The 25,519-nt window shown below is 66.5% G+C and carries 23 protein-coding genes; 10 read left to right on the top strand and 13 right to left on the bottom strand.

The genetic code is table 11. The features are described from left to right. Window positions 1-17 precede the first annotated feature (17 nt). Both GT042_RS08420 and GT042_RS08415 read left to right on the top strand, forming a co-directional pair. Complete coding sequence (locus tag GT042_RS08420) at window positions 18-1,454, top strand: PQQ-binding-like beta-propeller repeat protein (protein WP_161308071.1); 1,437 nt, start codon at window positions 18-20, stop codon at window positions 1,452-1,454. Between the two features lie 31 nt (window positions 1,455-1,485). Further along, window positions 1,486-3,822: a PQQ-binding-like beta-propeller repeat protein gene (locus GT042_RS08415; RefSeq protein ID WP_345943717.1), complete on the top strand. Its 2,337-nt coding sequence runs from the start codon at window positions 1,486-1,488 to the stop codon at window positions 3,820-3,822. A 374-nt stretch (window positions 3,823-4,196) separates the two neighbouring features. On the opposite strand, the gene cutA is transcribed toward GT042_RS08415, so the two are convergent. From cutA to GT042_RS08380, 7 genes are all read right to left on the bottom strand, one after another. Then, window positions 4,197-4,547 carry a divalent-cation tolerance protein CutA gene (gene cutA / locus GT042_RS08410; RefSeq protein ID WP_161308069.1) on the bottom strand — a complete coding sequence of 117 codons (351 nt, stop codon included), beginning with the start codon at window positions 4,545-4,547 and terminating at the stop codon, window positions 4,197-4,199. A 26-nt stretch (window positions 4,548-4,573) separates the two neighbouring features. Then, the gene (locus tag GT042_RS08405) at window positions 4,574-5,143 is read right to left on the bottom strand and encodes a DinB family protein (protein ID WP_202532513.1); all 570 of its coding nucleotides are present in this window, start codon (window positions 5,141-5,143) and stop codon (window positions 4,574-4,576) included. A 479-nt stretch (window positions 5,144-5,622) separates the two neighbouring features. Continuing rightward, window positions 5,623-7,641: a PA14 domain-containing protein gene (locus tag GT042_RS08400; RefSeq protein WP_345943716.1), complete on the bottom strand. Its 2,019-nt coding sequence runs from the start codon at window positions 7,639-7,641 to the stop codon at window positions 5,623-5,625. Between the two features lie 75 nt (window positions 7,642-7,716). Further along, window positions 7,717-8,178, bottom strand: coding sequence for a hypothetical protein (locus GT042_RS08395; protein ID WP_237530580.1), 462 nt, complete (start codon window positions 8,176-8,178; stop codon window positions 7,717-7,719). 759 nt (window positions 8,179-8,937) lie between these two features. After that, the gene (locus GT042_RS39830; protein WP_345943715.1) at window positions 8,938-10,905 is read right to left on the bottom strand and encodes a PA14 domain-containing protein; all 1,968 of its coding nucleotides are present in this window, start codon (window positions 10,903-10,905) and stop codon (window positions 8,938-8,940) included. Between the two features lie 368 nt (window positions 10,906-11,273). Continuing rightward, entirely contained in the window at window positions 11,274-11,732 is a 459-nt protein-coding gene (locus GT042_RS08385; RefSeq protein WP_161308068.1) for a type II toxin-antitoxin system VapC family toxin, read from the bottom strand. Continuing rightward, on the bottom strand, window positions 11,722-11,991 hold the full coding sequence (locus GT042_RS08380; RefSeq protein WP_161308067.1) for a prevent-host-death protein: 270 nt from the start codon (window positions 11,989-11,991) through the stop codon (window positions 11,722-11,724). Before GT042_RS08380 ends, GT042_RS08385 begins: the two co-directional genes overlap by 11 nt. Window positions 11,992-12,341: 350 nt before the next feature. Here GT042_RS08380 and GT042_RS08375 point away from each other — a divergent pair, with 350 nt between their 5' ends. Next, window positions 12,342-12,584 (top strand): hypothetical protein, encoded by a 243-nt coding sequence (locus GT042_RS08375; protein ID WP_161308066.1) that lies wholly within the window; start codon window positions 12,342-12,344, stop codon window positions 12,582-12,584. Between the two features lie 328 nt (window positions 12,585-12,912). Here GT042_RS08375 and GT042_RS08370 read toward each other — a convergent pair whose 3' ends face one another. After that, window positions 12,913-13,530 carry a hypothetical protein gene (locus tag GT042_RS08370; RefSeq protein WP_161308065.1) on the bottom strand — a complete coding sequence of 206 codons (618 nt, stop codon included), beginning with the start codon at window positions 13,528-13,530 and terminating at the stop codon, window positions 12,913-12,915. 171 nt (window positions 13,531-13,701) lie between these two features. On the opposite strand from GT042_RS08370, the gene GT042_RS08365 reads away from it, so the two are divergent. The 3 genes from GT042_RS08365 (at window position 13,702) to GT042_RS08355 (ending at window position 15,753) form a co-directional block, all read left to right on the top strand. Next, window positions 13,702-13,875: a hypothetical protein gene (locus GT042_RS08365; protein WP_161308064.1), complete on the top strand. Its 174-nt coding sequence runs from the start codon at window positions 13,702-13,704 to the stop codon at window positions 13,873-13,875. Between the two features lie 81 nt (window positions 13,876-13,956). Next, complete coding sequence (locus GT042_RS08360) at window positions 13,957-14,673, top strand: hypothetical protein (protein ID WP_161308063.1); 717 nt, start codon at window positions 13,957-13,959, stop codon at window positions 14,671-14,673. Window positions 14,674-15,246: 573 nt separating this feature from the next. After that, window positions 15,247-15,753: a hypothetical protein gene (locus GT042_RS08355; protein WP_161308062.1), complete on the top strand. Its 507-nt coding sequence runs from the start codon at window positions 15,247-15,249 to the stop codon at window positions 15,751-15,753. A gap of 358 nt (window positions 15,754-16,111) precedes the next feature. Here GT042_RS08355 and GT042_RS38860 read toward each other — a convergent pair whose 3' ends face one another. After that, the gene (locus tag GT042_RS38860; RefSeq protein WP_237530578.1) at window positions 16,112-16,354 is read right to left on the bottom strand and encodes a hypothetical protein; all 243 of its coding nucleotides are present in this window, start codon (window positions 16,352-16,354) and stop codon (window positions 16,112-16,114) included. A gap of 350 nt (window positions 16,355-16,704) precedes the next feature. On the opposite strand from GT042_RS38860, the gene GT042_RS08345 reads away from it, so the two are divergent. Together GT042_RS08345 and GT042_RS38855 are read left to right on the top strand one after the other, a co-directional pair. After that, window positions 16,705-18,627 carry an ATP-dependent endonuclease gene (locus GT042_RS08345; protein ID WP_161308061.1) on the top strand — a complete coding sequence of 641 codons (1,923 nt, stop codon included), beginning with the start codon at window positions 16,705-16,707 and terminating at the stop codon, window positions 18,625-18,627. A gap of 475 nt (window positions 18,628-19,102) precedes the next feature. After that, window positions 19,103-19,903 (top strand): hypothetical protein, encoded by an 801-nt coding sequence (locus GT042_RS38855; RefSeq protein WP_237530577.1) that lies wholly within the window; start codon window positions 19,103-19,105, stop codon window positions 19,901-19,903. Between the two features lie 1,190 nt (window positions 19,904-21,093). Here GT042_RS38855 and GT042_RS08335 read toward each other — a convergent pair. Further along, window positions 21,094-21,720, bottom strand: coding sequence for a DUF6338 family protein (locus GT042_RS08335; protein WP_161308074.1), 627 nt, complete (start codon window positions 21,718-21,720; stop codon window positions 21,094-21,096). Between the two features lie 373 nt (window positions 21,721-22,093). Further along, the gene (locus tag GT042_RS38080; protein ID WP_202532511.1) at window positions 22,094-22,234 is read right to left on the bottom strand and encodes a hypothetical protein; all 141 of its coding nucleotides are present in this window, start codon (window positions 22,232-22,234) and stop codon (window positions 22,094-22,096) included. Window positions 22,235-22,355: 121 nt separating this feature from the next. Here GT042_RS38080 and GT042_RS08330 point away from each other — a divergent pair, with 121 nt between their 5' ends. Then, window positions 22,356-22,733: a helix-turn-helix transcriptional regulator gene (locus GT042_RS08330; protein WP_161308060.1), complete on the top strand. Its 378-nt coding sequence runs from the start codon at window positions 22,356-22,358 to the stop codon at window positions 22,731-22,733. Beyond that, on the top strand, window positions 22,734-23,312 hold the full coding sequence (locus GT042_RS08325; protein WP_161308059.1) for an ImmA/IrrE family metallo-endopeptidase: 579 nt from the start codon (window positions 22,734-22,736) through the stop codon (window positions 23,310-23,312). A 254-nt stretch (window positions 23,313-23,566) separates the two neighbouring features. Here the strand turns inward: GT042_RS08325 and GT042_RS08320 are convergent, their stop codons facing one another. Together GT042_RS08320 and GT042_RS08315 are read right to left on the bottom strand one after the other, a co-directional pair. Continuing rightward, entirely contained in the window at window positions 23,567-24,799 is a 1,233-nt protein-coding gene (locus GT042_RS08320) for a VWA domain-containing protein (RefSeq protein ID WP_161308058.1), read from the bottom strand. A 546-nt stretch (window positions 24,800-25,345) separates the two neighbouring features. After that, the gene (locus tag GT042_RS08315; RefSeq protein WP_161308057.1) at window positions 25,346-25,501 is read right to left on the bottom strand and encodes a hypothetical protein; all 156 of its coding nucleotides are present in this window, start codon (window positions 25,499-25,501) and stop codon (window positions 25,346-25,348) included. Window positions 25,502-25,519 lie beyond the last annotated feature (18 nt).

The raw sequence follows: 25,519 nt of genomic DNA, 5'->3' as shown, positions 1-25,519 counted from the left end.
GCCACCGAGCGCTCGCCGTGCTCGCGGCGGTGGCCGTCGCAGCGGCGGGCATGGGTACGTATCTGGCCTTGCGCGGCGCGGACGACGGTCCCGGGGGCGGCGGTGCCGCGCCCGGCCCGACCACAACGCTGACGCCCGCCCAACTCGTGACGCAGGCAGGGGTCGACGGGTCCGGCACCGTCGATCGCAGTGGTTACGTACCGCAGTTCGCCGCCCAGCGGGCGCCCGGCTGGAAGCCTTGGCAGGGCCGGCTGAGCGGAGCGCGTATGAACTGCTCCGCGGACACCCAGGTCCTCGTGTGCCTGCTGACCAACGGCACCTACGAGGCCGTGTCGACAGCCGACGGGCGTCGGCTGTGGGTGTCCAGCGGCCCGTCCGCCGCCGAGGACGGCATCGGTGAGGCCTATCTGGGGCCCGGCAGTGGCAATCTGTTCATGCCGGGCGACTCGCTTGCTCCACAAGTGAGGGGCGGGCACGCTCTCATCGCGTCGGACGGCGAGTTGCAGTTACGCGACTCACGTACCGGCAAGGTGCGTTGGCGGGCCCAGCCTCCCCCGGGTCGAGGGGAGTTCAGCGCACAGCCTCTGCTGGCCGACGACACGGTCGTCGCCACCGTGGAGGGCCAGTCCTTGAGCGAGGACCCCCAAGGCGCGTCGCTGCGTGCGTTCGATGTCACCGACGGCAGCCCCCGGTGGGACCTGACGCTCGATGAGAACGACAGCCCGGCCGATGCCGAGAAGGGCCGGTACGCGGCCCGGGCTCTGATCGACGGAGTGGTGTACGCGCAGACGCCCGACGGGCTCGTCGCGGTCGATGCCCGGAAGGGACACGTTCTTGGCCGCGCGTCACCCACCACAGGCACAGGCTGCCGCACCGTGTTCTCCGGCGGCGGCACGATTCAATGCGACAGCAGGGTGACGGAGGAGCAACTGAGCCCGGACGAGGGGGAGGTCGAGATCCGGGTTGACCGCTACGCGCCTCGCACGCTCGAGCCTGTGGACGACTACTCGTACCTGCTGGAAGAAAAGACCACTCGTGTCGATCTCGTCGTCACGGCGAGCGACAGTACGTACTCCCTCGCCCGGCGCAGCGACGCCAACAGCGACACCGGTCTCATCGTTCTGACGGATCTGCGCACCGGCAAACATACGCAGACGCTGCGGTCCCCCGTGATCGGGCCAAGCGTGTCCGCTCCCCTTCTGGCCGACGCTCAGGCGGTGTTCGCCGACAACCACTCCCTCTACGTGGCACCCCTGGACAAAAGGACCGGGCGCCTCGGTAAGCCGCGAGCCATCCCGTTGCCTGGTGCACCCGGTGATCGCAGTGAGCCCCAGGACGACGGGAAGGGAATCGTCATCCGGGACCAGATTCGGCCGCCGCAGGTCCTGATGCTGGGGGGTGTGGTCCACGTGGTCTTCGACCGCGGCACGATGTCATCGGTGAAGCTGCCGTGAGCGATACACCCACTCCGGAGGAGGACTTGCCGTGCTGACCCCTTGGCACGGTCCGATCCGACGCATCGGACCCTACCGGCTCATCGGCCGCATCGGCGCGGGTGGGATGGGCGAAGTGTTTCTGGCACGCCGGGAGATCGCGGGTGGAGTGGTGGCCGGACCGCTCGTCGCTGTCAAGACTCTGAAGGTGCCGGCCGACGAGACCGACGCCGACGACAACTTCCGGATCCGCTTCCGCCGCGAGATGCACGCGGCGCGTGCGGTTACCGGGCCGTACACCGTCGCGCTCCTCAACGGCGACGCCGACGCCCAGGTCCCCTGGCTGGCCACGGAGTACGTCGCCGGGCCCGCGCTCGGCGAAGCGGTGGCCCGATGCGGCCCACTGCCGGTCTCCGCCGTACGAACCCTGGGCGCGGGGCTGGCCCGGGCGCTCGACGCGGTGCACACCGCACGTGTCCTGCACCGCGACCTCAAACCTGGCAATGTGCTGCTCACCGCCGACGGACCGCGCCTGATCGACTTCGGCATCGCGCAGGGTTTTGACGCGACGGCCCTCACCGCGACGGGCCTGGTCATCGGCACGCCGGGCTACATGTCGCCCGAGGTTCTGACCAGTGGCAGGGGACAGGTACCCGCCTCGGACGTGTTCTGCCTGGGCTCGGTCCTCTGCTTCGCCGCGACGGGCCGTGGCCCTTTCGACGACGAGGAACCGGCGTCGGTGCTGTACCGCATCGCGTCCGGCGTGGCGGACCTGTCGGAGCTGCCACCACCGCTGCGCGACGTGGTCACGCACTGCCTGCGGCGCGACCCTGCGGCGCGCCCCACGGCGGCCGAACTGGTGGCGGAGCTGTCCGGCACCGCCCCCGACGCGCCGCTCTGGCCCGCTCCCTACCTCTCCCTGTTCGCCGCCCACCGCGAAGCGGTGGAACGGTGCGAACAGGCCGCAGGCACCGTTCCGTTGGAGCAAGCGGTAACCTCCGCCGCAGCCCCGGCGCCGCTCCTCGTCGTGCCGCCTTCGCCGACGGCGGTCTCCGGGCGTGCCGTGCCGCTGTCCTCGGCGTCGCTCGCCACGCCACGCCGTTGGCCATGGATCGTGGTGGGCGCGGTCCTGGTCACCGCGCTGGCCGTCACGTTGGCCGTAGTTCTGCCGGGGGACAACACGCGCAACCCGGTTCCTGCGGTAGAAGGCGAGCCGAAGCAGGAACAGGCCGGTCCGCTCGCTGTTCCGGACGCCGACGCCGCGCACAGCGGTGAGTTCACGGCCGCTGCACTCGACACACGGCAGCGCCCTGACGGCTGGCGTCCCTGGGCGCGCGGCGTCAAGGGCACGGGAAGGACCGGCGGTTGCGCCGCCGGTGCCGGACTGCTTGTGTGCGGCGACGGCCACGGCGCGGCCCGCGCCCTCGACCTGGCCACCGGAGAGGAGAAGTGGCGTACGGAGGGTTTCGACGAGAGCCGCACGGACAGCGACAACTTCCCGGAGACGCCACCGGGCGATCCCGCCATGGCCCCTGTCACGGACGGCACTCTCTTCTTCGTGCCCGCGCAGGCCGGGATCAGCGCGGTGGACGCGGCGACCGGCCTGGTCAAGTGGCGTTATCAGCGTTTGAGTTTCACGGGACTGCGCGCGCTCACCTACGCCGCCGGCCGACTGTATGTGGCGAACATCGACGACCAAGCGGACTCCGCTGCCAAACTCGTCGAGGTACACGCCCTGCGCACGAGCGACGGCGCCGAGGAGTGGTCGGCGCATCTTCCGGACGCGACCGGCCCCTTGGTCGTGCACGACGACCAGGTCTATCTGCCACTGACCGACGGATCGGTGGCCGCTCTGGACACCACTGAAACTGTGGCCGAGCCCCGGATCCGCGACGGCGTCGACTGCTCCGGCCTGCTCGCCCACGACGACACGCTGCTGTGCTGGTCGACCCAGCGCCCAGGTGTCATCCTCCTTGCCCCGGCCACGCTCGAGACCCGGCGGACTCTGGCGCCCTCGGTCACTCCCGCTGCCGCGCCGGTGGCGGGTGACCGCGGCGTCCTTGTCCTACGGGATACGGGCGGACGCCTGAGGGCTTTCGACTGGCGTACGGGCAAGCCCCTTTGGGATCGCCCCGAACCGTCGGCGACCGGTGGCCTAGCACTCGCCGACGACCGTCTCTTCGTCTTGGGACGCCGGGAGCTACTGACTGTCGATGTCGCCGACGGTTCCACCTCCGGGGCCGTACGCCTGCCCACTCCCGCGGGCCAACGCCTGGACCTCGGTCCGCTCGCCGAGCCTCTCTGCCTGGGCGGCGTCCTCTACCTCACGACACAGGGCGGATTCATACGCTCGGTCGCCGCACCCGGCATCCCAGTCTCCAAGGGTTAGTACCCAACGGCGGTTCGCTGTCGGAGAGAATCGAAAGCGTGCTTTGAACCGGGGAATTACCCGGCGCTTGATCGCCAGGGAGTGAGAGCCGCCCCCGATCGGATGAAGAACGGGGGATTCGCCCTCGGCAATCATCATCAACAACAGCTCCGCCGCGGCAACGGCCGCGGCATTCGCCGGCGGGGTGTCCCTGAGGCGTCGACGTCAGTCGCTATGGGCTCACTTCTGTCTGCTGATGCTCACCGCGGGCGTCGGCAACTTCTTCTACGCGGCTCACGTGAGCCGCTGGAACAGGGATCGTGGTCTGTGACATCGGACGCAATGTTCAGAGCCGTGTACGACTGGCCGACCGATTCATTCACCGGCGCGGAAGCCTAAAGGCTTGACCGGTCGCTGCCGGCTCGGGTGGTCTCCGCGCGCACCCACGACAGGTAGGCGTCGCTCCCGCGTGTGATCGGGGTGGCGATGATCTCGGGTGTGGCGTAGTCGTGGACGTTCTGGATGTGCGCTTCCAGGGCCGGGTACCGGTCGGTGGTCGTCTTGTACAGCACCCGCCACTCCTGATCGGTCCGTACGGCACCTTCCCACCGGTACACGCTGGTGATCGGCCCGTCGATCTGCGCGCAGGCCGCCACCCTGGCCTCCACCGCGCCGGCGGCCAGGGCCTGGGCTTTCTCGGCGGAGTCGGTCGTGGTCAGAACGGTCAGGTACTGGTACTCCGACACAGTTGGTCTCCTTGGTTGGCCCCTGACTACCCCATGGTCCTGGCGCCGTCCAGGGACTCGCGGATGATGTCGGCGTGGCCGGCGTGCTGGGCGGTCTCGCCGATGATGTGCATCAGCACCTGGCGGGCCGACCACTGCGCGCCCAACTCGAACCACGGGGCCTTCGGAAGCGGTTGTGCGGCGTCCAGGTCGGGCAGGGTGACGACCAGCTCGTCGGTTCGACGGGCCACCTCGGCGTAGTCGGCGAGCACGCCGGCCAGCGTCTCGCCGTCCAGCAACCGGAACTCGTCGGCCCGCCGGGTTTCGTCGGCCTTGGTCATGGTGGTGAAGTCGCCCATCGCCGACGGGCCGTCCAGGATGAACTCCACCCAGGCCCGCTCGACCGCGGCCACATGCTTGATCAAGCCGGCCAAACAGAGCCGGCTGGCGGTGGTCCGGAGCCCGGCCTGCTCGTCGGTGAGGTCGCGAGTGGTGAAACGCAGGAAGTGCCGATGCTTGGCCAGTGCCTCCAGCAAGTCGGCGCGCTCGCGGGTGGTTGCCGGCGCGTCGGCCGCATCGTGGGTGGCCAGTTCGTTGACCGTCACGTTCTCGCTCATGGTCGCTGCCTTCCGTGGTTGTGTTCCGCCGGGCAAGGAAGACGCTAGAGGTCATAGAGGCCAGATTCTGACCTAGATGAGGGTGAGGCGGAACTCTCCCGGTGAGCAAGCCGCTCGTCACCCACCCTCCCCTGCCGTTGCCGCGCGCCAAGCAGCAGGCGGGGCGGCGGCGGGGCAATCCGAGGGCCCCGGACGGGCAGTTGCGGCGGTTTCCGGCACTCGTGCCTTTCCAGGACGCCGGTCACAGAGATCCTGCCGGACGCGATCGCCGCAGACGACGGGCGGCGAGGCGACTTCCTCACGGATCACCCGCACTGGTGGCCCGTACCGTACGCCGAAGGGCTCATCGATCACGCCGATGAACCCTTCGGGTTGCCACTCCGGGCTGCGCGCCCACCGCCTCACGGAAGTCGCGGGGGGCGGGAATCCGTGTCCCGCAACCCGTGTCGGCCCCACCACACCCGTGAGACCCCGGACAGTCAGCCCGCCGTCGGCGGCATCGGCACCCAGTCCGCGCCCGGCGCGGTCTCCGTACCGTCGGCGAGTACGGCCGTCACCCAGTAGTAGTGGGTCGTGCCGGAGGCAGCTGTGGTGTCCGTGTACGACGTGAACGCCTGCGGGTCGGCGCCGGTCAGCGGCTCGTACCGGCCCGCGGCCCGGTCCCAGCGGTACACGCGGTACCCCGTCGCCCCCTCGACTGCGTTCCAGGACAGCTCCACCGCGTCCTGCGTCCCCGTCTGGGCGTTCAGGTACAGGGGTGAACCCGGGGGAGTGGGGACGGTCGGCGTCAGGTCCAGCGCCGTGACGATCCTGGTGTCGGCCGTCTTGGTCCATCGGTAGTTCGAGTTGCCGCTGGTGTCGACGGCGTCGATCCAGAAGCAGTGCTCGCCGCCGTTCGGCTTCGCCGCGTACAGGTGGTGCGTCGTGGACTTGTCGAGGTAGGCGTACTCCCCGCCGCTGCACACGGTCTCGCCGTCGTCCCCGCGCAGCACCGTCCCGACGTAGACCACGTACCGCGCGAGGTCGGCCTCGGTGTTCGCCTTCCAGTCCAGCGTGATGCCGTACTCGGTCGCCTCGGCGGTCACCCCGCTGACGGCGGCCGGCGGGGTGAGGTCGCGGTCGGAGACGAGCGTGGTGACGGACGCGGTGCCGGAGGCGGCCGACTCGTCGAGGGCGTTGTCGTAGCCCTTCACCACGTAGTGGTACGTGGTCTCAGCGGCTGTGGTCGTGTCGGTGCAGCTGTACTGCTTCTGGCCGTCGGCGAGAGCGGTCAACCGGGCGTCGCACCGCACCGGCTCGCCGGTGGTGTCCACCGGCAGGGACGTGGAGCGGTAGACGTGGTAACCGTAATAGGCCCCGCCCGTAGCCGAGTTGACCTTCCAGGTCGGTGCCACCCGATGGGCGTCGGCCCGGGCGGTGACCTCGTACGGCGCCGCGACGGGGCGCGAGCCCTCCGCACCGGCGTAGCCGGAGTACCGCCCGGCCCCGTCGACGGACCGCACCAGGTACGTCCGCTTCTCGGACCGGGGTGCCGTGGCATCGGTGTAACCCGTGGTGGTCGTCGCGCCGAGGAAGCGGACGCTGCCGTCGCCGGCACGCCACTCGACGGAGTACTTCACCGCTCCCGGCACCCCCTTCCAGGTCAGCTTGTTGCCGGCGTCCAGGCCCTGCGCGGCCAGTCCGGCCGGTGGGGCCACGGCGATGCTGGTGACCGGTACGTCCGCGCTGCCCGCGGAAACGTTGCCGGCCTTGTCGTACGCCCGGACCTCGTAGTAGTAGGTGCGGCCCGCGTCTGTGGGCAGGTTGGCGAGCGAGGTGCCGGTGGTCGTACCGACGTTGCTCCACGTGGTTTTGCCCGACTCCCGCCGGTACACGCGGTAGTCGGCGAGGTCCATCTCCTTGTTGCGCGCCCAGGACACCACGGCCTTGGCGGTGGCATGGTCGAGCCGGCCCGTCACCGCCGTGGGGGCGAGTGGCCGGACCTTGTCGACCGTGGCGGTGCTGCGGGGGGCGTACGAGAACTTGACGTTCGCGGACCCCGTCCAGGCGACGAAGTCGACGCGCAGGGTGTGCTTGCCGGCGGGGACGGTGAGATTGAGGTTCTTGCTCTGGGTGCTGGAGACGTTCTTCCACAGGTCGATCTTGCGGACGCCGTCGAGGTAGACGCGGATGCCGTCCTGGGACGCGGCCGAGAACGTGAACGGACCACCCGAGCCGAAGTCGCGGGCAACGCTCCAGCGCACGGCGAAGTTGTCGCGGGGCAGGGTGACTCCAGCCGGGTCACCGGTCCCGTAGTTCTCGCTGACGGCAGTGTCACAGGTGGTCAGCTTCGGAGTGCCACCGAAGGTGGTGTTGGCGTGGAACTGCGCCTTCCAGGCCGGAGAGGTACAACTCACGTCCGCGACGGCCGGGTTGGCCGTGGCGCTGAGCAGCGTGCCCGCGACGACGCAGACGACCCCCGCCGCGCTGACGCCGCTCGACCGATGATGAGCTCTCACGGAGCGAGGGCACGCGGCAGGGCACGGCTCACTTCCGCCTTCAGGCAATTTTCACAGGGGGAGCGATCGATGGGGTCAGCACCAATCCGAACGGGCGTGGTCCGCGACGATCTCAGCCTGGACAGTGCCGTTCTCCGGACCTTGCACTGTGAGATACGCAGTGGTGCCGCCTATCCGCTTGGTGAAGCAGTCGGACACCGATTCGTCTCCACGAACGGGCCGCGATCGCCAGCCGTTCGCCTGTGCGCTCTCTCGGTAATGGTCGAGGACGCTTTGCCGGGTACCGCCGTACCGGTAGTCCGTCCCCGCGTACACGAATAGATCGTCGTCGTCGCACCCCCTGTACGGCTCGCCCTTCTCGGCCGCCGCCGGAGTCGCGCCGAGCACCGGATCGCCTGCCATCGCCGTCGCGAGCCCGTCCTCCTTCTGCCCGCATCCGTACATGAACAGGAAGTACCCGGCCGGTACGCCCACCAACAACACCGCCGACACAGCGGTGAAGGTGGCCAGTTGGACCCATATCCTGCGTCTTCCCACGCTCCGGACGCTAGCGCAGGACGCACCAGCTGTGCCCGGGCCGAAGGTGGACGGGACGTGAGCCCACAACGCTTGCCGCCATCCCGCGGCCTGAACGAGATGGTGTGGGCTCAACGCCGGTTCGAGACCTCAGTACACCGCTCCGACCGGCACGCTGTGGCACGGCCGACCCATGGTGAGGTTCCCGCGAACGCGAACGGGACGCCGCACCACCCCGGCCAGGTCACGGGGGTCAGCCGGTGTGGCGGTCCGGCGGACCTGGTTGCCGCCGAACAAGGAAGATTTTCTGGGAACTCGCCTCCACGGACGGCACGTTGAAGGGATGCTCAAGACCCCGCAGCCACCTCACGCGTGTCACGGGTCAGCCACGCCGACAAGAAGGAATCAACACATGGACGACATCTTCGGAGAACTCATCGAGGAGATCGCGGAAGAGACGGCCGAAGAGATCGGCGGCGAGGTCGCCGAAGAGGTCGTCGAAGGACTCTTCGACTGACGAGGCGTCCATGGGATGCGGCAAGGGCCCGGCACGCACCGCATCCCATGGACGACGCCGACGCCGCTCGGGACGCGGCCACGGCCAGAGGGGGCAGCGGCGTCTGCTGAAGAGCCTGCTACTCCGGCTGCTGAACGCCGGACAGGTACCCAGGCCGATCACCCCAGCGCCCGATGTTCCGCCGATCTACGACAGGCGGCGGGACGGCCTCGCCCACCGGCTGCATGCAGTCCCGGCGAGCAGTCCCGATGGCGCGTCGGCGTCTACCAGGCGACGCTGTAGGTCTCCGAGGCGGGGGATTCCGTACCGTCCTCGTACATGGCGGTCACCCGGTAGAAGGTGGTGGTGCCCTGCGGCATCGAGTAGTCGTCGTACTCCACCAGACTTGTGTCCGCCGGGTCGTACGGCACCGGCTCGGCGGTCAGCCGCTCGAAGACGCCCTCGGCCCGGTTCCAGCGGTAGACGTGGAAGCCACTGGTCCTGGCGCCCTGCTCGTTGGCGTCGGCCGTGAGGTCCCAGCGCACCCAACCGTAGTCGGTGACTTGGAGATCGGTGATCACGCCGCCGGGGGCCGGTGCGACGGTGGGGCGGACGTCCAGCTCGGTGAACTCAGGCGTCACCGCAGCCTCGTGCGGCGCACGCTTGTTGCCCCAGCGGTCGACGGCCACCACGCTGTAGCGCGCGGACTCGCCGTCCGGCAGCGTCCGGTCCAGGTACTGGAGGCTGGGGAAATCGACCATGCGTCCGGTCGTGAAGATCAGGGTGTAGGCCCACTGCCCGTCAACGAGCCTGCCCCGGTAGACCTCGTACTGGTCACCGTCGGCTGCGGTGCTCCTGTCCCAGTGGAGTTGGACGCCGTTCTCGCGGGACTGTGCGGTCAGCCCGGTGACCGGGCCCGGCGGGGTGGTGTCGGCGGCGAATACCACCTGGGCCTCGGCGGACGGGGCGGCACAGTTGTACGACCTGTCGCAGGCATCGAGCCAGTAGTAGTACGTGATGCCGGGTACGGCGCTGGCGTCGGTGTACGTGGTGTTGAGCACCCCGTTCCAGATGGCCGTGCCGCGGGCGCCGGACGAGCGGGGCTTCGTCGACCGCCAGATCGTGTAGCCCGCGAAGTCCGGGCTGGGCGTCTGTGAGTGGGCCCAGCTCAAAGTGACGCCGGCCTCGCCGCCGGTGCCCTGGAGCTGGACCGCCTGGTTCGCGGGAGCGGTCTTGTCGAAGGTGGAGAAGCTGGCCGTCCCCGAGGGGGCGGACTCGTTGCCGTTGGTGTCCACGGCGGTGACGACGTAGTGGTAGTCGGCGCCGGTGGGCGGTGGTGTTTCGGTGTACCAGGAACTAGTGAGCGGCGCGCTGCCACTCACCCGATTTGCTGCGGTGACGACGACGGGACGGACGGTGGACCGGTGGATCCGGTACCCGGCAAGGTCAGGCTCGGTGTTGGCGGGCCAGGACAGCTGGACCTGGCTGACCGGGCCGATGGCCCAGTTCGCGTCGACCCCTTTGGGCGCGGCGGGTATGGTCCGGTCGAGCGTGACGGCCTTCTGGTCGGTGCTGCCGGTCGAGATGTTGCCCGCCTTGTCGATGGCGCGGACCTCGTAGTAGAAGGACTGGCCGGTGGCGGGCGGGGTGTCCGTGAAGGAGGTCCCGGTCAGCAGACTGGATCCGCTGACCAGCTTGTACTCGCTCGCCCCGGCCAGGCGGCGGTAGATCCGGTAGCCGGCGAGGTCGATCTCGGCGTTCTTCGACCAGCGGACCGTCGCCTTGAGCGTGCTGGTGCTGTAAGCGACGCTCGTGCCCGTGGGAGCGAGTGGCTTGACCTTGTCGACGGTGGACGGGGTGCGGGGGCCGTACGAGAACTTGACGTTGGCGGAGCCCGTCCAGGTGACGAAGTCGACGCGGATGGTGTGGCTGCCGGAGGGGATGGTGACGTTGACCGTCTTCTTCTGGGTGCTGGAGACGTTCTTCCACATGTCGACCTTGCGTATGCCGTCGACGTAGACGCGCACGCCGTCCTGTGCCTCCGCAGCGAACGAGAACGGCCCCCCGGAGCCGAAGTTGCGGCTCATTGTCCAGCGCACGCTGAAGTTGTCCCTGGGCAATGTGACGCCGGCGGGGTCACCCGTGCCGTATTTCTCGTCGATCACCGAGTCGCACGCGGTGAGCTTCGGCGTGCCGCTGAAGGTGGTGTTGGCGTAGAACTGCGCCTTCCACGTGGGGGAGGCGCAGGTCACGGCGGCAGCGGCCGGGGAGGCGGTGGCAAAGGTACTGGCGACAAGAACGCTTCCGGCGGTAACCAGAGTCGCACGGCGGGTACGGACTGTCACAGTCGCAGGGGCCCTTCAGACATGCGGAGGCGCCCGGGCTCACGGCCGGCCGGGCGTCGATCAGGTCGCGCGATACTACCGGATGTAGATCATCGTCTGGTGGTGGTGGCGGATACGGGAACTCACGGTGCCGACCGCACGCAGGCGCACATTCTCGCGGCCGACGAGGTCCAGGACCTGCTGGGCCGCGCTGTCCCGGACTCGGCCGGTCCGTGCCCGTGGTTGACCGCTCCGTACCGCTGAGCGCGGCGCGGAAGTGGCGCGGCGAGCGAGCCTTACCGGTCGTGCAGGACGGTGGGCCGGGTGACGGGTACGACGGTCAGCAGTCCGTCGAGGCCCTTGTAGTCGTCGGGGTTGGTGGTGAAGAGCGGTAGTTCTTCGGCGATGGCAATGGCGGCGATCATGAGATCCGCGATCCGGCGGCGGGGTTTGCGGCCGGCACCGATCACGGCCGCACATACTCTTCCGTAGACGCGGGCGGCTTCGGTGTCGAAGGGGATGGGGTCGAACTCGTTCTCGGCGCGTTGCAGGATGTCGAGGCGGCGACCTCGTTCCGTGTGCTCGTCGTAGTCCTTCTGTTCCTCGTTCCTGCGCACCTCGTGCGGGCCCGCGGAGAGCTCTGCCAGGGTGACGGCGCTGATCGCCACCTCGGCAGGGAGTTCCTGGGGATCGAGCCACTTGCGCAGGATCACGATGTTGGTGTCCAGCAGGCCCTGAGCGTATTCAGCGGGCATAGGGGTCGTCCGTCTCCTGCTCGGCCGTCGCGTCCTGGTCGGACCGGAACGCCTCCAGCGAGACGTCCGACGCGGTACGGGACATGGCGGCGAACTCCGAACGCGGGACGAACCGCCGACGCCTGCGCAAGGGGATCAACTCGCCGATCTGGTGCCCGTCGCGAGTGACAGTGAAGGACTGCCCGCCCTGGACGGCGTCCATGATCTCTTTGGAACGGCTGCGCAGGTCACGTTGGGTGATCTCCGGCTGGGCTGACATTGCTCCAGGGTAGCACTCTGTAGCACCGTGCGCTCCGAAGCTCGTGTACGGGCGAGCGCGAGCGGGAATGTAGCTCTGGCGTGAGCTGCCCTGTCAGGGCGGAACTCGCCGTGTCGGATGGGCTGGGAGGCTTGGCTGACTACTGAACTCAGCCATCGACCTGAGCTCACCTGAGCGCCGCGAACGCGACTGAATGAGAGGGAACCTGGACGACCGAGGGCGGCGAGGGAGTGAGAGTCGTCCCCGATCGGGTGAAGCGTGGGGGACTTGGCCTCGGTGATCACGTGGTGCTTCTACGTTGCGTTTCGTTCCCGCCCACCGTACCCAGCACTTTGAGGAGTCAACGCAGCGTGACGACGCCGCCGGACCAGCACCCTGATCAGACTTACCGACAACCTCCGACGATCATCATCAATAACACCACCACCACCTCCGCCGCCGCATCGGCTGCGGCATTCGCCGGCGGGGCGTCTCTGAGACGTCGACGTCAGTCGCTATGGGCTCACTTCTGGCTGCTGATGTTCACCGCAGGCATCGGTAACTTCTTCTACGCGGCTCACGTGAGTCGCTGGAACAGGGACCGTGGTCTGTGACATCAGGGCAATGTTTGAGCCGTCTGCCAGGGAAACAGTGACGGCGGCCAATTGGTGTTGTTTCCTGCCTCTGGTGAAGCGGTCGCAGTAGACGCCTGAACAGTAAGAAGTCGCCACGTTCCTCGCCGGAAGCCAGCGTCAAGGACACCACACCACGGTGCGCGCAGAGCGGGGGGATTGGGCATCAGGCACACTACGGGCCAGGACACTTGAGCGTCTGGTCGGCAGCCGGATGGTGCGCCCAGTGACCGCTGTTCACCAATACGAATGGAACGTAGTGGTACGCGGTCCCCGTGGAGGGGCCAGGTGCGGCGCTCTCCTGCCGGCCTCACCACCCGCAGTGGATGTCGGCGGATCCGCCACGGACAACGGGATCGGTGCTCGTGCCGCTGATTCGTAGAAGGCCGCCGTCCCGACCCCAGTTCAACTCGTACGTGCCTGCCTCGACGGGCCGGTAACCATCATCGACCGTCCACGATCCCGACTCGCCCAGGGCCAGGCCGGTGCGCCCCACCGCGTATGCCTCGCCCTTGCCAATCGAGAGAAAGGACGTCTCCCGCACCACGGCCGTGCAGCCTTCCAGGCCCGCGGGGCGCAGCACGTGGTACTCCGCGTTCGAGATCAGATCGTCCGCCGCTCCCCATACGGTGCCAAGCACCGCCATGACGATCAGCAGACCGTTGCCCAGCTGCGCCCACACGGCTCGCTTACGCAGGAGCCTGGAAGCCCCCGCCGGCCGGCCCACCCGGCTGACGACCCTTCGGAGAACGAGCGCCAAGACCAGGAGAACCGCACTCACCCCCCACCCGGGGAGCACCCGCCCCTGCACGACCAGCAGGAGGCCGCTCCAACTCGCCACGGCAGCGAGAACCAGGCTCCCGCCGCACACGGCCCTGGAGACGGCCGCCGACAACCCCCCGCTGCGCTGCTCACGTTCCTCGATCACTGCGGGTACGACTCCCCGACCGCGCCGACAGTTGCGCCGAGAAGCCAAAGTGCCTCGAGAGCCGGGCCCGGGCCGGCCACCGGCCCGAGCCCCGCAGGTTCGGCTCGCGGCACGCCGACGTCCGACAGGTTGTCGCCGCGCCGGGCGGGCAACGTCAGGGTGATCGGCGATGTGCGCGGTGGTGAGTCCGCGGCGGAAGGCGCGACGGGCGGCTGTCTCGGCGGCAAGCTGATGAACGGCGACGGCATTCTCGGCGACCTGGCGCTCATCCGGGAGGGCTGGAAGACCCTGGAACGTGGCTGCCACGACATCCTTGTCTCCTGCGGCCCTCCGCCGATCGCCTGACCGGCGCGGCCAGCCCGAGTGGGTCGCGCGCCAGACCACACCGTACGACCGTGCACGGACCGCACCACAGAAAGGAACGCCATGGGCAAGCAGCGCATCACGGTTTGTCTGCTGCCCGTCGCCCCCGATGGGCTGAAGCAGGCGATCGGGCAGGTGATGGCCCCCTTCTCGTACGACCGTCAGGACCGCCCCCACCCGGACTGGGTGGGGGAGTGGAGCCACTGGTTCGTCTCCGGGGCCGGCTGTCTCTTCGAGGTACTGCCGGGCCACGAGAACGACCCCCGGCTCGTGCGGTACGACGACTGGACCGATTTCCCCGACGACCTGCCACCCTCCCGTTGCCACGGCGGCCCGCGCGGAGTCCTCGATCTGGGCACACCTCGCACCGTGGAGGCCCGCCGGGCGGCCGACACCTGGACGGCGTACCACGCTTTCGCCGACCGTCACCCGCGTGCTCTCCCCTTCCACCACTTCGCCGAGCGGGTCCGGACCCTGGAGCCCGAGCACGCCAGGGAGGCGGCCGTGGCCGCCTTCCGTGAACAGCCTCTGATCCAAGCGATCGAGGCCGACCCCGCCCTGGAGGAGCGTTTCACCTCCGACCCTGCCTTCCACTTCGACGAGGACCTGGAAACCTACGTAGCCCGCCACGTGGCCGCCGTACTGCCCACCCCCGCCCTGCTCACCCTCGACGGGCGGTGGGTGGAGGGCGGCGGCCACGACTACGAGCGAATGTTCAACGCCTACCTGGACGATCTACCCGGCGACGCGATGGTCGTGCGGGTGCTTTATCACTCGTGACGGCTCCCGTCCGGTCCAACTCGACAGTCTTCACAGGGCAGGCCGTTAGGACCCCTCCATTGGATCTGGGTAACTGACGGGACCGGCGTGTGCTGGGGGCAGTTGACCTGAGTACGTGCTCGATGCGGTGCTGGTCTCTGAAGGTGAGTCCACCCTGGCTCAGGCCGTTGCGGGCTTGTGCTTCCACGGGTGGTGCGGTCGCAGCCAGACCTGCACTTAGCCTTCGAACGGCTGCGGTTGGCTGTGCCGACAGTGAGTGGATCATTCTCGACAACGAGGAGCCGTGCGTCTGGCTGCAATTGGAACGGGATATGCCTCGTTCGCCGGAACGGAGATCTGCGAGTTCGACCTGGGGCCGGCCCCGGTGCTCGACCTTGACCGGCCTTCAGAGATGGGCTGACTCCTGCGGGCGCGGCGTCCCGACCAGGCGGCGGTGGGCCCGGTCGTGCCGTTCACTGACGCGCAGTGGGTGTACCTGCCCCCCCGAATACGGCTCACAGAGTTATGGCGAGCAGGCCGAGGAGTACCGCTACTATCCGGGATGGCTCACGGGACGACGAGCGGAGTCAGGAAATGGGCGACGTGAACGAAGCAGCAGTCAAGCGGAAGTTGGGCATCCCGAACTGGCGGAACCTGTCCAAGGACAAGGTGCTCAAGTTCGCGGCAGCGATGCCCGAGATGGCCACCGAGGTGCGGCTCAAGCTCATCGAGCAGTTCCCCGCCTTCAAGGACCTGGGCAAGGCCGACATCGATGCGGTCACAGAGGCTCACAAGTCCACTCTCGCAGCCAACGAGAACAGTCAGAACCACTTCTACCAGGCTTCGCAGGACCAGCGGGACGCCCTGCGGGACGACCTCGGTCGGGACGACCTCAGCTGGGCACAGCGGGAGGCCCTCCACGACCGCCTCGACCAAAACGTGCGACAGGCGTACGAGAAAGACAGCGAGAGCAAGCAGTTCCTGGGGGTGGGGATGAAGGTGGTGGCAGCCGCCGGTGCGGCTGCCCTCGGGCTGGGCGTGGTATTCGTCGGCGGCAAGCTCACTGGAGCGAGCGAGGACGGTTCCGAGGAATCCCAGTAGGACCGTTGTTGATCAAACTCCTGGGGGCTCTCGTCCAGGGTGTAGAGGACGTGCTGGCCGCCGAAGTAGCTCCCACCGATGTGCGGCTGACGCTGGCGGCTGCGGAGAAAGTGGCCGGTCTCGGCGGCTGGTTCGACACCTCGAACGCTGTATCAACTGCCTCAAGCAACGGCGCGCCCCGGCCACCGCCACGAGGAGACCGCCACGGTCTACCGCGCCGGTCTCCTTATTGCGGGCATCTTCCTTTGGTCCGCCCGCTGAAGAGTAGTCAGCTCACGGCCGGAGGCACTCTCCCTGCGGATCGAAGCAGACGAAGCCGTGCTCGCAGGCCAGTTCAGCGGCGTACTCAGATACTTCCTCAGCCTTGCTGTAGGACATGAGCACCTGATGCCTCATCGATGACCGGGGGTGACGCCCAGACGACACTGTGGTCGGCGTCGTCCGGGTATCGCGCAACGAGAGCTTCCACGTACGCCACGATGCGCGGCGCCGGAGTCACGACGACATCGTCCGACTCGAGATAGAGCTCGTCATATATCGAGCTCGCAGCACGGTTGTCGAATGGACGGTCGACGTCCCACACAGCAAGGTCGTAGCTCACAGGCGCATCGTCGCAGGCAACAGTTCCGTCGTCACCAACAGGTCCTGAGATCCCTCCCAGTGATCCGTAAGAGAGATCCTAGGCGCCACGATGAAAGGGAGCTGCTATGGAGGGCGATGCTCCGCGACGTGCAGATTGCGTGCGGATGTGGCCCCCCTATCCGTCCGAAGTCTTCCGGTGCACAGGCGGTCACACGAAGCTACCGCGACCGTACATCGACGACGGCGTTCCAATCCGAAAAACCAGTCATCTCAGTAAATCGGCTGATTGGGCGTCAGAGACGCTGCTAGCGTCCACAAACGTCACACGGGGACTCAAAGTCCCCGTCCGCACCAAACGCCAGGACGACCGTGAAGATCAAGCGCGTGCGCATCGAGAACTTCTGCTGTCTGCACAAGGTAGACGTGACCTTCGAAGACATCACCTCCTTCATCGGGCCGACGGGAGTCGGCAAGTCCACCGTGCTGCGTGCGCTCGACTGGTTCTTCAACGGTGAGAAGGGTGTCGCCCTCAGTGACGACGACGTCCACTCTGCGGCCGAGGACGGTCGCATCTCCGTGGAGGTGGAGTTCGACGGACTCACCGACCACGACCGCCAGACTCTTGGGCGGTACGCGCCTGACGGCGCCGCGAGCGTGAGTATCTGGCGCACCTGGCACAACGGTGAGGACAAGATCACGGGCAAGGCACTCGCGTACGGGCCGTTCGAGGAGGTGCGCAAGTGCGAGAAGGCAATGGAACTGCGTCGCGCGTATGACCAGTTGAGGGAGAGCGACACGAGCCTGGGGCTGTCGGCCGCCGGGACCAAGGACAAGGTCTTGGAGGCGATGCGTACGTGGGAGTTGGCCAATCGCGACCGTCTCACCGAGGCAGAGGTCGAGGACACTCACTTCTTCGGCTTCGCCGGGCAGAGCCGGCTCGCCCAGCTGATCGACTTCGTATTCGTCTCCGCCGACCTGCGGGCGTACGAGGAGGCCGACGACCAGAAGGCGACTGCGCTCGGCCGCATTCTCGATCACGCTGTGGACCGCTCACAGGCAAACGAGCAGCTCGGCGAGATCGAGGAGAACGCTCATCTGGCCCGGCAGGAAGTGCACAGCAAGATGTACGGCCCTCTGCTGGACGAGGTGTCCGTCGCGCTCTCAGCGGAGGTCGCCAAGTTCACCACCGGACGTGAGGTGGTCGTGACCCCCACGGCGCAGGCTCCGAGGCCCGCCCGAACGACCTTCCGGGTGAGTATCCGGGACGGTGCTGCTCAAACCTCGGTGCACCGGCAAGGGCACGGCTTCCAGCGAGCCTTGATCATTGCTGCGTTGAAGTACCTGGCGGACCGCAGGCGTTCGGCCGACGGAATGCGGACGCTGTGCCTGGCGATCGAGGAGCCCGAGCTGTTCCAGCACCCTCCTCAGGCGCGGACCTTCGCGAAGGTGCTCCGCGAGCTGGTCGCCACTTCAACGCAGGGGTGTACTCAGGTCATGTACGCCACTCACAACCCGGTCTTCATCGATCCGAAGGGCTACCACCAGATTCGGCGCCTGCGCCGCGCTGCCGGTGAGGAGCATCCCGTCACCGAAGTGGTACAGGCCACGGAAGGGGACCTGTGCAGAGCCTTGGACGGACTCGTCGACAAGAAGGTGATCAGGAGCAGGACCGAGGGCACGTTGAGCGGTGCGCTGGCGGAGGGCTTCTTCGCCGATGCCGTGGTGCTGGTCGAGGGTCGCGGAGACGCGGGAGTGATCACCGGTTGCGCTGACCGGTCGGGGATCAACCTCGGAGCGGAGGGCATCAGCGTCATCGAGGTGCACGGGAAGGACAACCTCATGATCTCCGACGCACTCTTCAGCGCCCTGGGCGTGTCCTGCTACGTCGTGTTCGACGGCGACGCCGGCATGGAAGAGCGCAAGCGGGCATCGGTGCAGCACCTCATCCCGCAGCAGCGGCAGGAGAAGGAGGAGGAGTTCGAGCGCCAGGGACGGAAGAACCGGACCAAGAACGCGAATCTTCTGCAATACCTGGGTGCGACGCCCAGTCCCCAGCCCGCCGACGACACGACTGGCCGATACACCGTATTCGAGGACACGCTGGAGACCCACCTCGACCAGTACTGGCCTACCTGGGAGGAGCGCAGGCAGGAACTCGTTCGTGCCGGCGAGGGCGTGGACGGGAAGAACGCGGCAACGTACCTGGAGACGACCCGAACGGCTTTGACGGAGCCGCCGTTCTTGCTGCACGCCTTGCTGGAGAACGTCCGGTCTCTGACCGGGCGACCTTAGCCGGCCAGTTCGACCGCCAGGCTTGTTAGGCAGGGAACGGCCTAGACAATAAACAAGGCCCGGGTCTTTGACCTGGGCCTTCGTCGCGGAGCGGGTGACGAGAATCGAACTCGCGCTCTGAGCTTGGGAATCCCCTGGCGCTCGGGCCACTATTTGGGTCCTGACCTGCGGAAACGAGTCCAACCAGCAAAGTGGGTGGCGTCTTTCCCTGCCTGCTGTTGACTGCTGTTTACTCCCCCTACTGGCACGCTGTGGCACGTCCTTCCTTCCTGCTCGGCTATGGCGCCCTGCGGTCGGCACCAGTGACGTACCGCCACTGTCGGTGCCAGGTGGCATGCTCGCGGCCATGAGTCTGAACATCTCGTTACGGGCGCGGTGGGGACGGCGTGTACGGGGCTGGGGCGACGCGTCGGTAGTTGAACTTCGCGTTGACCTTGATCGGCTGGGATATGGATGGTGGCCCATCCCACCGCGAATGAAGGTTGCTCTCAGACATGCGTCCGCAGCGGATCTCCCGTGGTTCTTCTTCATGCTTGCTGCGGTCATGCTCGCGTACGTCGTGGTCGTGTACTTCGTGATTGTGCTGAGTCTCTACCGCGGGCGGGAGTCACATTGGCACTGGCTTGCAGCCTGGGCCATCGTGGTCACGCTGCTCATGAAACTGTGTGTGAAGACGAGAGGCGCCGGTCTTCCGTTCGTCCGCAACCAGCTCACCTCGGCGTGCAGGGCAACGATTCGAGCCTGCGCGGAAGCGCATGGCGTCAGCCACGCTCAGCGGCCGGAGAAGCTCTTCGCTGTGGGGACCGCGCTGCGCCGTCTCGAAGGGAACGTGATGCGAGCGCATCGCCGTTCGGGAACAGTCGCCTTCCTGTCTCCCCGGCGGCGAGAGCTGAAGGCCCATGCTGGCCAGGTGGTGGCCAAGCTGCGCGAGGCGGAAGCTACTCTGGATCACAGCCCCCAGGCCGAAGCGCTTGGCGAGATCGCCGGCTTGGTCGCGACGATCGCCGAACAGTATGTGGACGGATGCATTGGAGCGCTCCTCCCCAAGCCTTTGTTGGAGGGCAAGAAGCCGGTCCACGACCGAGAGCTGCTACGGGTAGCCGCCGCAGTTGTGCTGATCGCTGGAGGCGTTGTCGGGTTGGCCTTCCTCGGCCTGCCGGACATGGCGATGGCTGCCGTAGGAACCGCCTGGTCCGTGTTAATACTCATGGCTTTGTTTGGCAGCAATTGGGCGAGCCACCTGCCCGTCTTCGAGCTCTTCAAGCCGGGCCCCTGATGGCCCAGGCGGGATGAACAGGGTTCCTGGTGTTGACCACCTCAATGACGCTGACTTCGCGATGGGCGCAGCGACGAATGTGTGGAAGCCGAAGACTGCGGTGGCGGGTCTCGCGTCGCGCGATGTCGACCGCAGACAAGGCCCTGGTCTCCGACCAGGGCCTTCGTCGTGGAGTGGGTGACGAGAATCGAACTCGCGCTCTGAGCTTGGGAACTGAGGCATCAGAAGGCCGCCTGACCTGCGAGAACGAGCGGCGGCGCGCCGAAGTCCTGCCCGTGGAGTCGTTGGCCGGCGCCATGCCGGTGGGGCGGCGCGAGCAGCTGGAGGAGATCGATGCGTCCTGGTGCCCCAGCTGGCCTGTCACCTGGCGGCGGTGCTTCCACCTGGTCCGCATGCACCTTGACGACGGCGCCCCGCTGCCTGTCGCTCCAGGCGTGGCATGCGCCAGAGTGAGGTCCTGCGGCGGTGGGTGACGTCGGTGCGGTTCGGATGGGACCAGCTCACGGGCGGGCAACAGCGGATGCGCGAGCACGTTCTGGGGATCATGCCTGCAGCCGAGGAGGGGAAGTCGGCGATGCGTCGTACGCAGGGCGACAAGTGGGGCGCCAACTTGGCTGGCGCCCGGCAGTACTACGAGCGCGAAGGACACCTCCAGCTGCCCCGGAAGTGGATCGAGACCGTGCTCTCCAGAGACGAGCGGAACTCCAGTTCCGCCTCGGAGCATGGGTCAGCGTCCAATGAGCAGGGCTGCGTCGCTGACACCGGAACGGATGGAGCGGCTGTCCTAGATCGGCATGCGCTGGACGTCGTGATGGGCATCGTCGGCGGGCCGACAGGAAACCTCGCTCGCCTCAAAGTTGAGCTTGGCGGAGAAGATTGTTTGAGTCTTCTCCGCCAAGCTCAACCGCATCTGGGGAAACTCTGCACGCAAACTGTGCACTTACTCAGCCGCGGACGACCGGACGCTCAGCTCGATGATCCCGAGCTGGGGGTACCTGCCCCGCCTGTTCCCCCGCTGTTGCCGCCATTTGCCGAGGAGGCGCCAGCGGGACCAGAAGGAGGGTTGCCTGGACGTGCACTTTGAGATGGCTTATATCCCCCCTTAAACTCACTAGAGCTATTTTTCGTCACTTTTATGATTTTGCCGGATTTTGGGTTCTTCTTTTCATTTTTCTTGACCATCTTGTCTCCTAGTTGGAATTTTCTATTATTTCGAGAATGTCAATGTCTGCACCATTTATGAACAAGCCCCTGGTCCCATCAACTGGCCCGATAAAGGCGCCATCAGGGCTCATGCGCCAACACAATTCCAATAGAATTTCGGGCGGGCGCGGATATCCTGTGGCGAAGGAGTTATCTCCATACCAACCTCCGACCCAAACGCCGTCCTTCAAGCGGGCTCGAACAAAGGAGGCTGGACAGTTTTGAAAGAGTTGATCCCACGCGCTGGCGGTGTTCTTTTGATAGCTGCCTTGCCGATTGTGCTGCTCAAACCAAGAAACGATCCAGGCGGTAATTGCTGGGACGACGAATATCAGGAGTAGGCACAGCAGCGCTGTCAGTCGCACTTGAGACGGATCTTTTGTGATATGCAGACGATTTTCCGCCAGCTGTACCACCCAAGGTGCTAGAAGCAAGGCGTAGAGCGAGTCCAGCGCGACGGAAGCAGTCAGGGCTCTTAGGACTCTCTCGGCCAAGTCTTTTTCGCTCGGGGACGGTCCACGTTGCCCTTCGCATACAAGCTGGTATGTGACGCCAGGGAGAACCACAGCCACAATAAGTGCCAGTTGAGCAATAGTTGAAGGGGCCCCGCCCATCATCTTTCCCCCGTGAAGATCGATTACGCTAGATGTCTATCCTGCCAGGGTTTTTGCCCTGCCGCAGTTCTTTTGCCCCACGGATCATCCTGCCCGTTCGTCGGCCTTCAGCGGCGGGTCCGTACTTCCTGGCCAGGCTGGTGCCGACACCTGGTTGCCAGGCGAGATCGCTGACATCACTCAGTAAGGTTCAGAATCGTGTGGAGCCTGGCTCGAGACAGGCAAGCTGGCCGCGACCATGACATCACGGCGGATAAAACAACTCTCCGCCGTCGGTATGCCCTGGACGTACCCGTACGAGGGGTGGGGCCGGGCAGGGATCCTGGCCGGCCCCCTCGCTGGGTTAAAGGTGTGCGGACGTTCGTCCGCACACCTACTTCTTCTTCTTGGTGGACTCGGTGACCGTCGTCTTCGGGTGGCGCTTGACGGTCGCTTGCTTCACGAACTTGCCGGTGATCGCGCTGCGCCCGCGTCCGCCGCCGGTGGAGCCAGTGCTTGATGTCTTCTTGGGCATGGGGTTCCTTCCGAGTAGTGTTGCATCTCGAAGTCGAGATGATGTGTCGAGAGTAGATCACTAGTGTTGTGATAGTCAATCAGTGTCACGAAAATAGATCGCTTTGATCGGAGGGAGCGGCATGGCCAAGGACCAGATCAACGTGGAGGGACTCTATGGAGCGCTCGATGCCCAACGCGTGGCCCGAGGGCTCTCCTGGCGACAGTTGGCCAAGGAGCTCGAAGTGAGCCCGTCCCTGCTGTCCAGGATGGCGAACGGTCTACGTCCGGACGTGGACGCCTTCATCACCCTCGTGCAGTGGCTCGGGGTGCCTGCCGAGCAGTTCACGGCAGTTGGTGAAGACCGCCCAAATCGGGAGGAACCAGAGCTAGTTGCCCAGATCGGTCCGCTGCTCCGCGCCCGTAGAGACCTCGCGCCTGAAGATGTCGCTTACTTGGAGGCGGTAATCCAGGCAACCGTCCGCCGAGTCAAAGCTCTGCCCACGGGCACGGGGGCGTAGATGCGCAGGGGATTCAAGGCAGAGGCAAAGCGTCTGTCACTCGACGTCCGGGACGAACTGGGCATCAGTGCACACGAAGCCATGGACCCTCTCCTGCTGGCTACCCTCTACGGGATCCAGGTTTTCTCCCTGCATGATCTCGCCGCATCAGAACCTAAGCTGGCGGATGCCTTGCACCACTTCACCAAGGTGAGTCCTGATGTCTTCTCCGCCGCTGTGCTTCCCTGGGGAAATGGGAGGATCATTGTGGAGAATTCTGGACATGAGCGGCCCCGCAGGGCATCAACCCTTGCCCATGAGATGTCACACATCCTTCTCGATCACGCTTTCACCACCCTGCTTCGCACATCAGGGGGCGAGTGCCGGGAAAGTGACCGAAACCAAGAGGACGAAGCGGCTGAGCTTTCCGGCGAACTTCTCCTCCCGACCGAGGCCGCTCGCCGAATGGCCTACCGCAACGTCTCCGACGAGGCCGTCGCAGCAAAATTCCGCGTCAGTATCGAATTTGCACGCTGGCGTATGAACAGCACCGGGGCACGCCTCTTCGCTCAGCGCGCCAAAGCTCGTACAAAACACTAGGCTGGCCGTCCGGAACGGACCGTTGGGGTGAGAAAAGGCAACCCCCATTCCAAACTGGTCAGAAAGCAACGCAGCCCGGTCGCCCATGACAGCAGAATTGATCCGTAGCACCCGACTCGTCTCGAACGCCCGAGTCGGTTCAGCCAGTAAACATCGGTCCCCGGCGTGACACCAAGACGTCTTCTCGGGATTGTCAGACTGTGTGCGTGCTGCCGTACGGCAGCACGCACAACCAGGCTAACGAGCGGCTCGGCCTATTGCGTGCGCATCCAGGTGCCGAAGGCGTCGACCAAGGCGTTGTAGAACCTGTCGCCCGGAACGGAGCCTGGGTTCTTGCTCGCGTCGTAGAAGGCGACGTTCGTGAAGCGGGCCGAGGCGGATGCGTTGAGGTTCTTGTAGAAGGCAAGCTTGCCGCGGCCGAAGCCGACGAAGAGCCAGAACATCCCGAGCGTGGCGGTGTTCTGCAGCAGAGAACGTACTTCGGATTTGTCCCAGGGTTCGTCGCCGACCTGGACGATCGCGAAAGCCGGATCAGAGGCTCCGGACTCCTGGTAGTGGGTCACGACCTTGCGCATGGCGTGTACGACGTCGCCAGAGCCCCAGTCGACTTGTGTGTGGAGCTGCCCGATGCGGCCGCGGTAGTTGTCCAGACGGATCTCCTCGAGGAACGGCTCGCGCCCGCTCGAGAAGATCACCGGCACGGTGCCGTCGTCGTCCAGATTCGCCGACAGCGCCAGCACCCTTTCAGCGAACGACTGAACGGCGAAGGACTCGTAGAGCTCTTCCATCTGCCAGTCGTGGTCGAGGACCAAATACACCGCAGCCCTGCTGCCCGCGATTCCCTTGTCCACCAAAGCCTGTCCGGCCTGACGCGCCGGCACCAGCAGCGCGGGGGCCTGCTTCTCCACTTTGGTCAGGTTCACCGAGGCCGCTGACGGCGTGGACCGCGCCTGTACCGGCACTACGACCACAGCGCCTGATGGTGCCGTGGCCGGGCCGGGATCGATGTCGACCCCGTAGTCGGTGGCCAGACCTGCCAACCCGGACGCGTACCCCTGCCCCACAGCCCGCACTTTCCAGCCCCCGTCACGGCGGTAAAGCTCGCCCAGGACGATGACAGTCTCCCCTGCGGTGAAAGTCGGCGCCATGAAGTCCCGCGCCTCCGAGCCCGGCTGGGTGACAGTCAGACGTGGCGCGGTCGTAAAGACCGCCCCCGGCTGTGTCGGGTCGACGCTCGCGACAAGCGCCACAGTTGCCACCCCGGGGGGAATCCGCATCAGGTCAGCCGTGACGGTCATACCGCTCACGCCCACCCCATCCTGGACGGGGTGATTGTAGAAGACCAAATCGTCGTCGCTGCGCACCTTCCCCTGCGGCCCCAGCAGCAACGCGGAAACGTCTACCGCGAACCCAACCGCCCCAACGCTGAACGTCGCCTGTCCCCTCGCCAGCGCAACGTTCTCCCCCTTACGCAATGACGTCGTCATCCACGCCCCCCTCCTCGGTCACGGAGGGACACCGTACTGGCCAGGCAAGGACGTCCTCAGGCTCTTACGCAAAGACCTTCCGCACCGTGACCCGATACCGAAACAGGCCGGTGAGTGACTGAGAACGCCCTGGGCGTCCCCTTTCTGCCTGAGTACCGGCGGGGGCATCGCGTTCCCGGTACCGTCCCGAGCCCGAACACCACTGAAACAGGCCGCCTCGGCGCCGGCATCTCCTGTGGGGCGGCACGCTGCCCCAGGCGAACAGGCGGCGGCCACGGTGGTCGGGTACGCCGGGAGGCTCGCGAGGTCACCAAGATCGCAGTCCAGGCGCGCAGCTGGACCGCGCCGCCGCCCTACTGCCGGTACGAGCCCGGCTACGGGAGTGTGCCAGCTGGTCGCTCCTGGGTTCCGGGTGCACGTCATCGGCGTCCTGGCTACAGCATGGTCGGCGGCAACCTCGCCACTGGCCACCCCGGTGCTGCGGCCCGCAGCGCCTTCATGTCGATCGCCTCCTAAGGCCCGATCTCCGGCTCCTGGCCGTCGGGCTCAGGTTCGGCCGCTCGGGTGCGAACAGTTGCTCGGCATCGCTGCCTGCTTGTGCTGGGCGACGTCGTACGCCCGGCTGCGCGTGGCGATAGTGGAGCGCGGCGCCTCGTAGCTGTATTCCTCCTCGGGCGACTCCTTCAACTCTGGCTTTCGCATGGCAATACGCCAGGTTTC

Origin of the sequence: Streptomyces sp. SID3212, from assembly GCF_009865405.1 — a bacterium.
Lineage (GTDB): Bacteria > Actinomycetota > Actinomycetes > Streptomycetales > Streptomycetaceae > Streptomyces.
The sequence above is the reverse complement of the archived record's forward strand: the minus strand, read 5'-3'. Positions and strand labels throughout refer to the sequence as shown.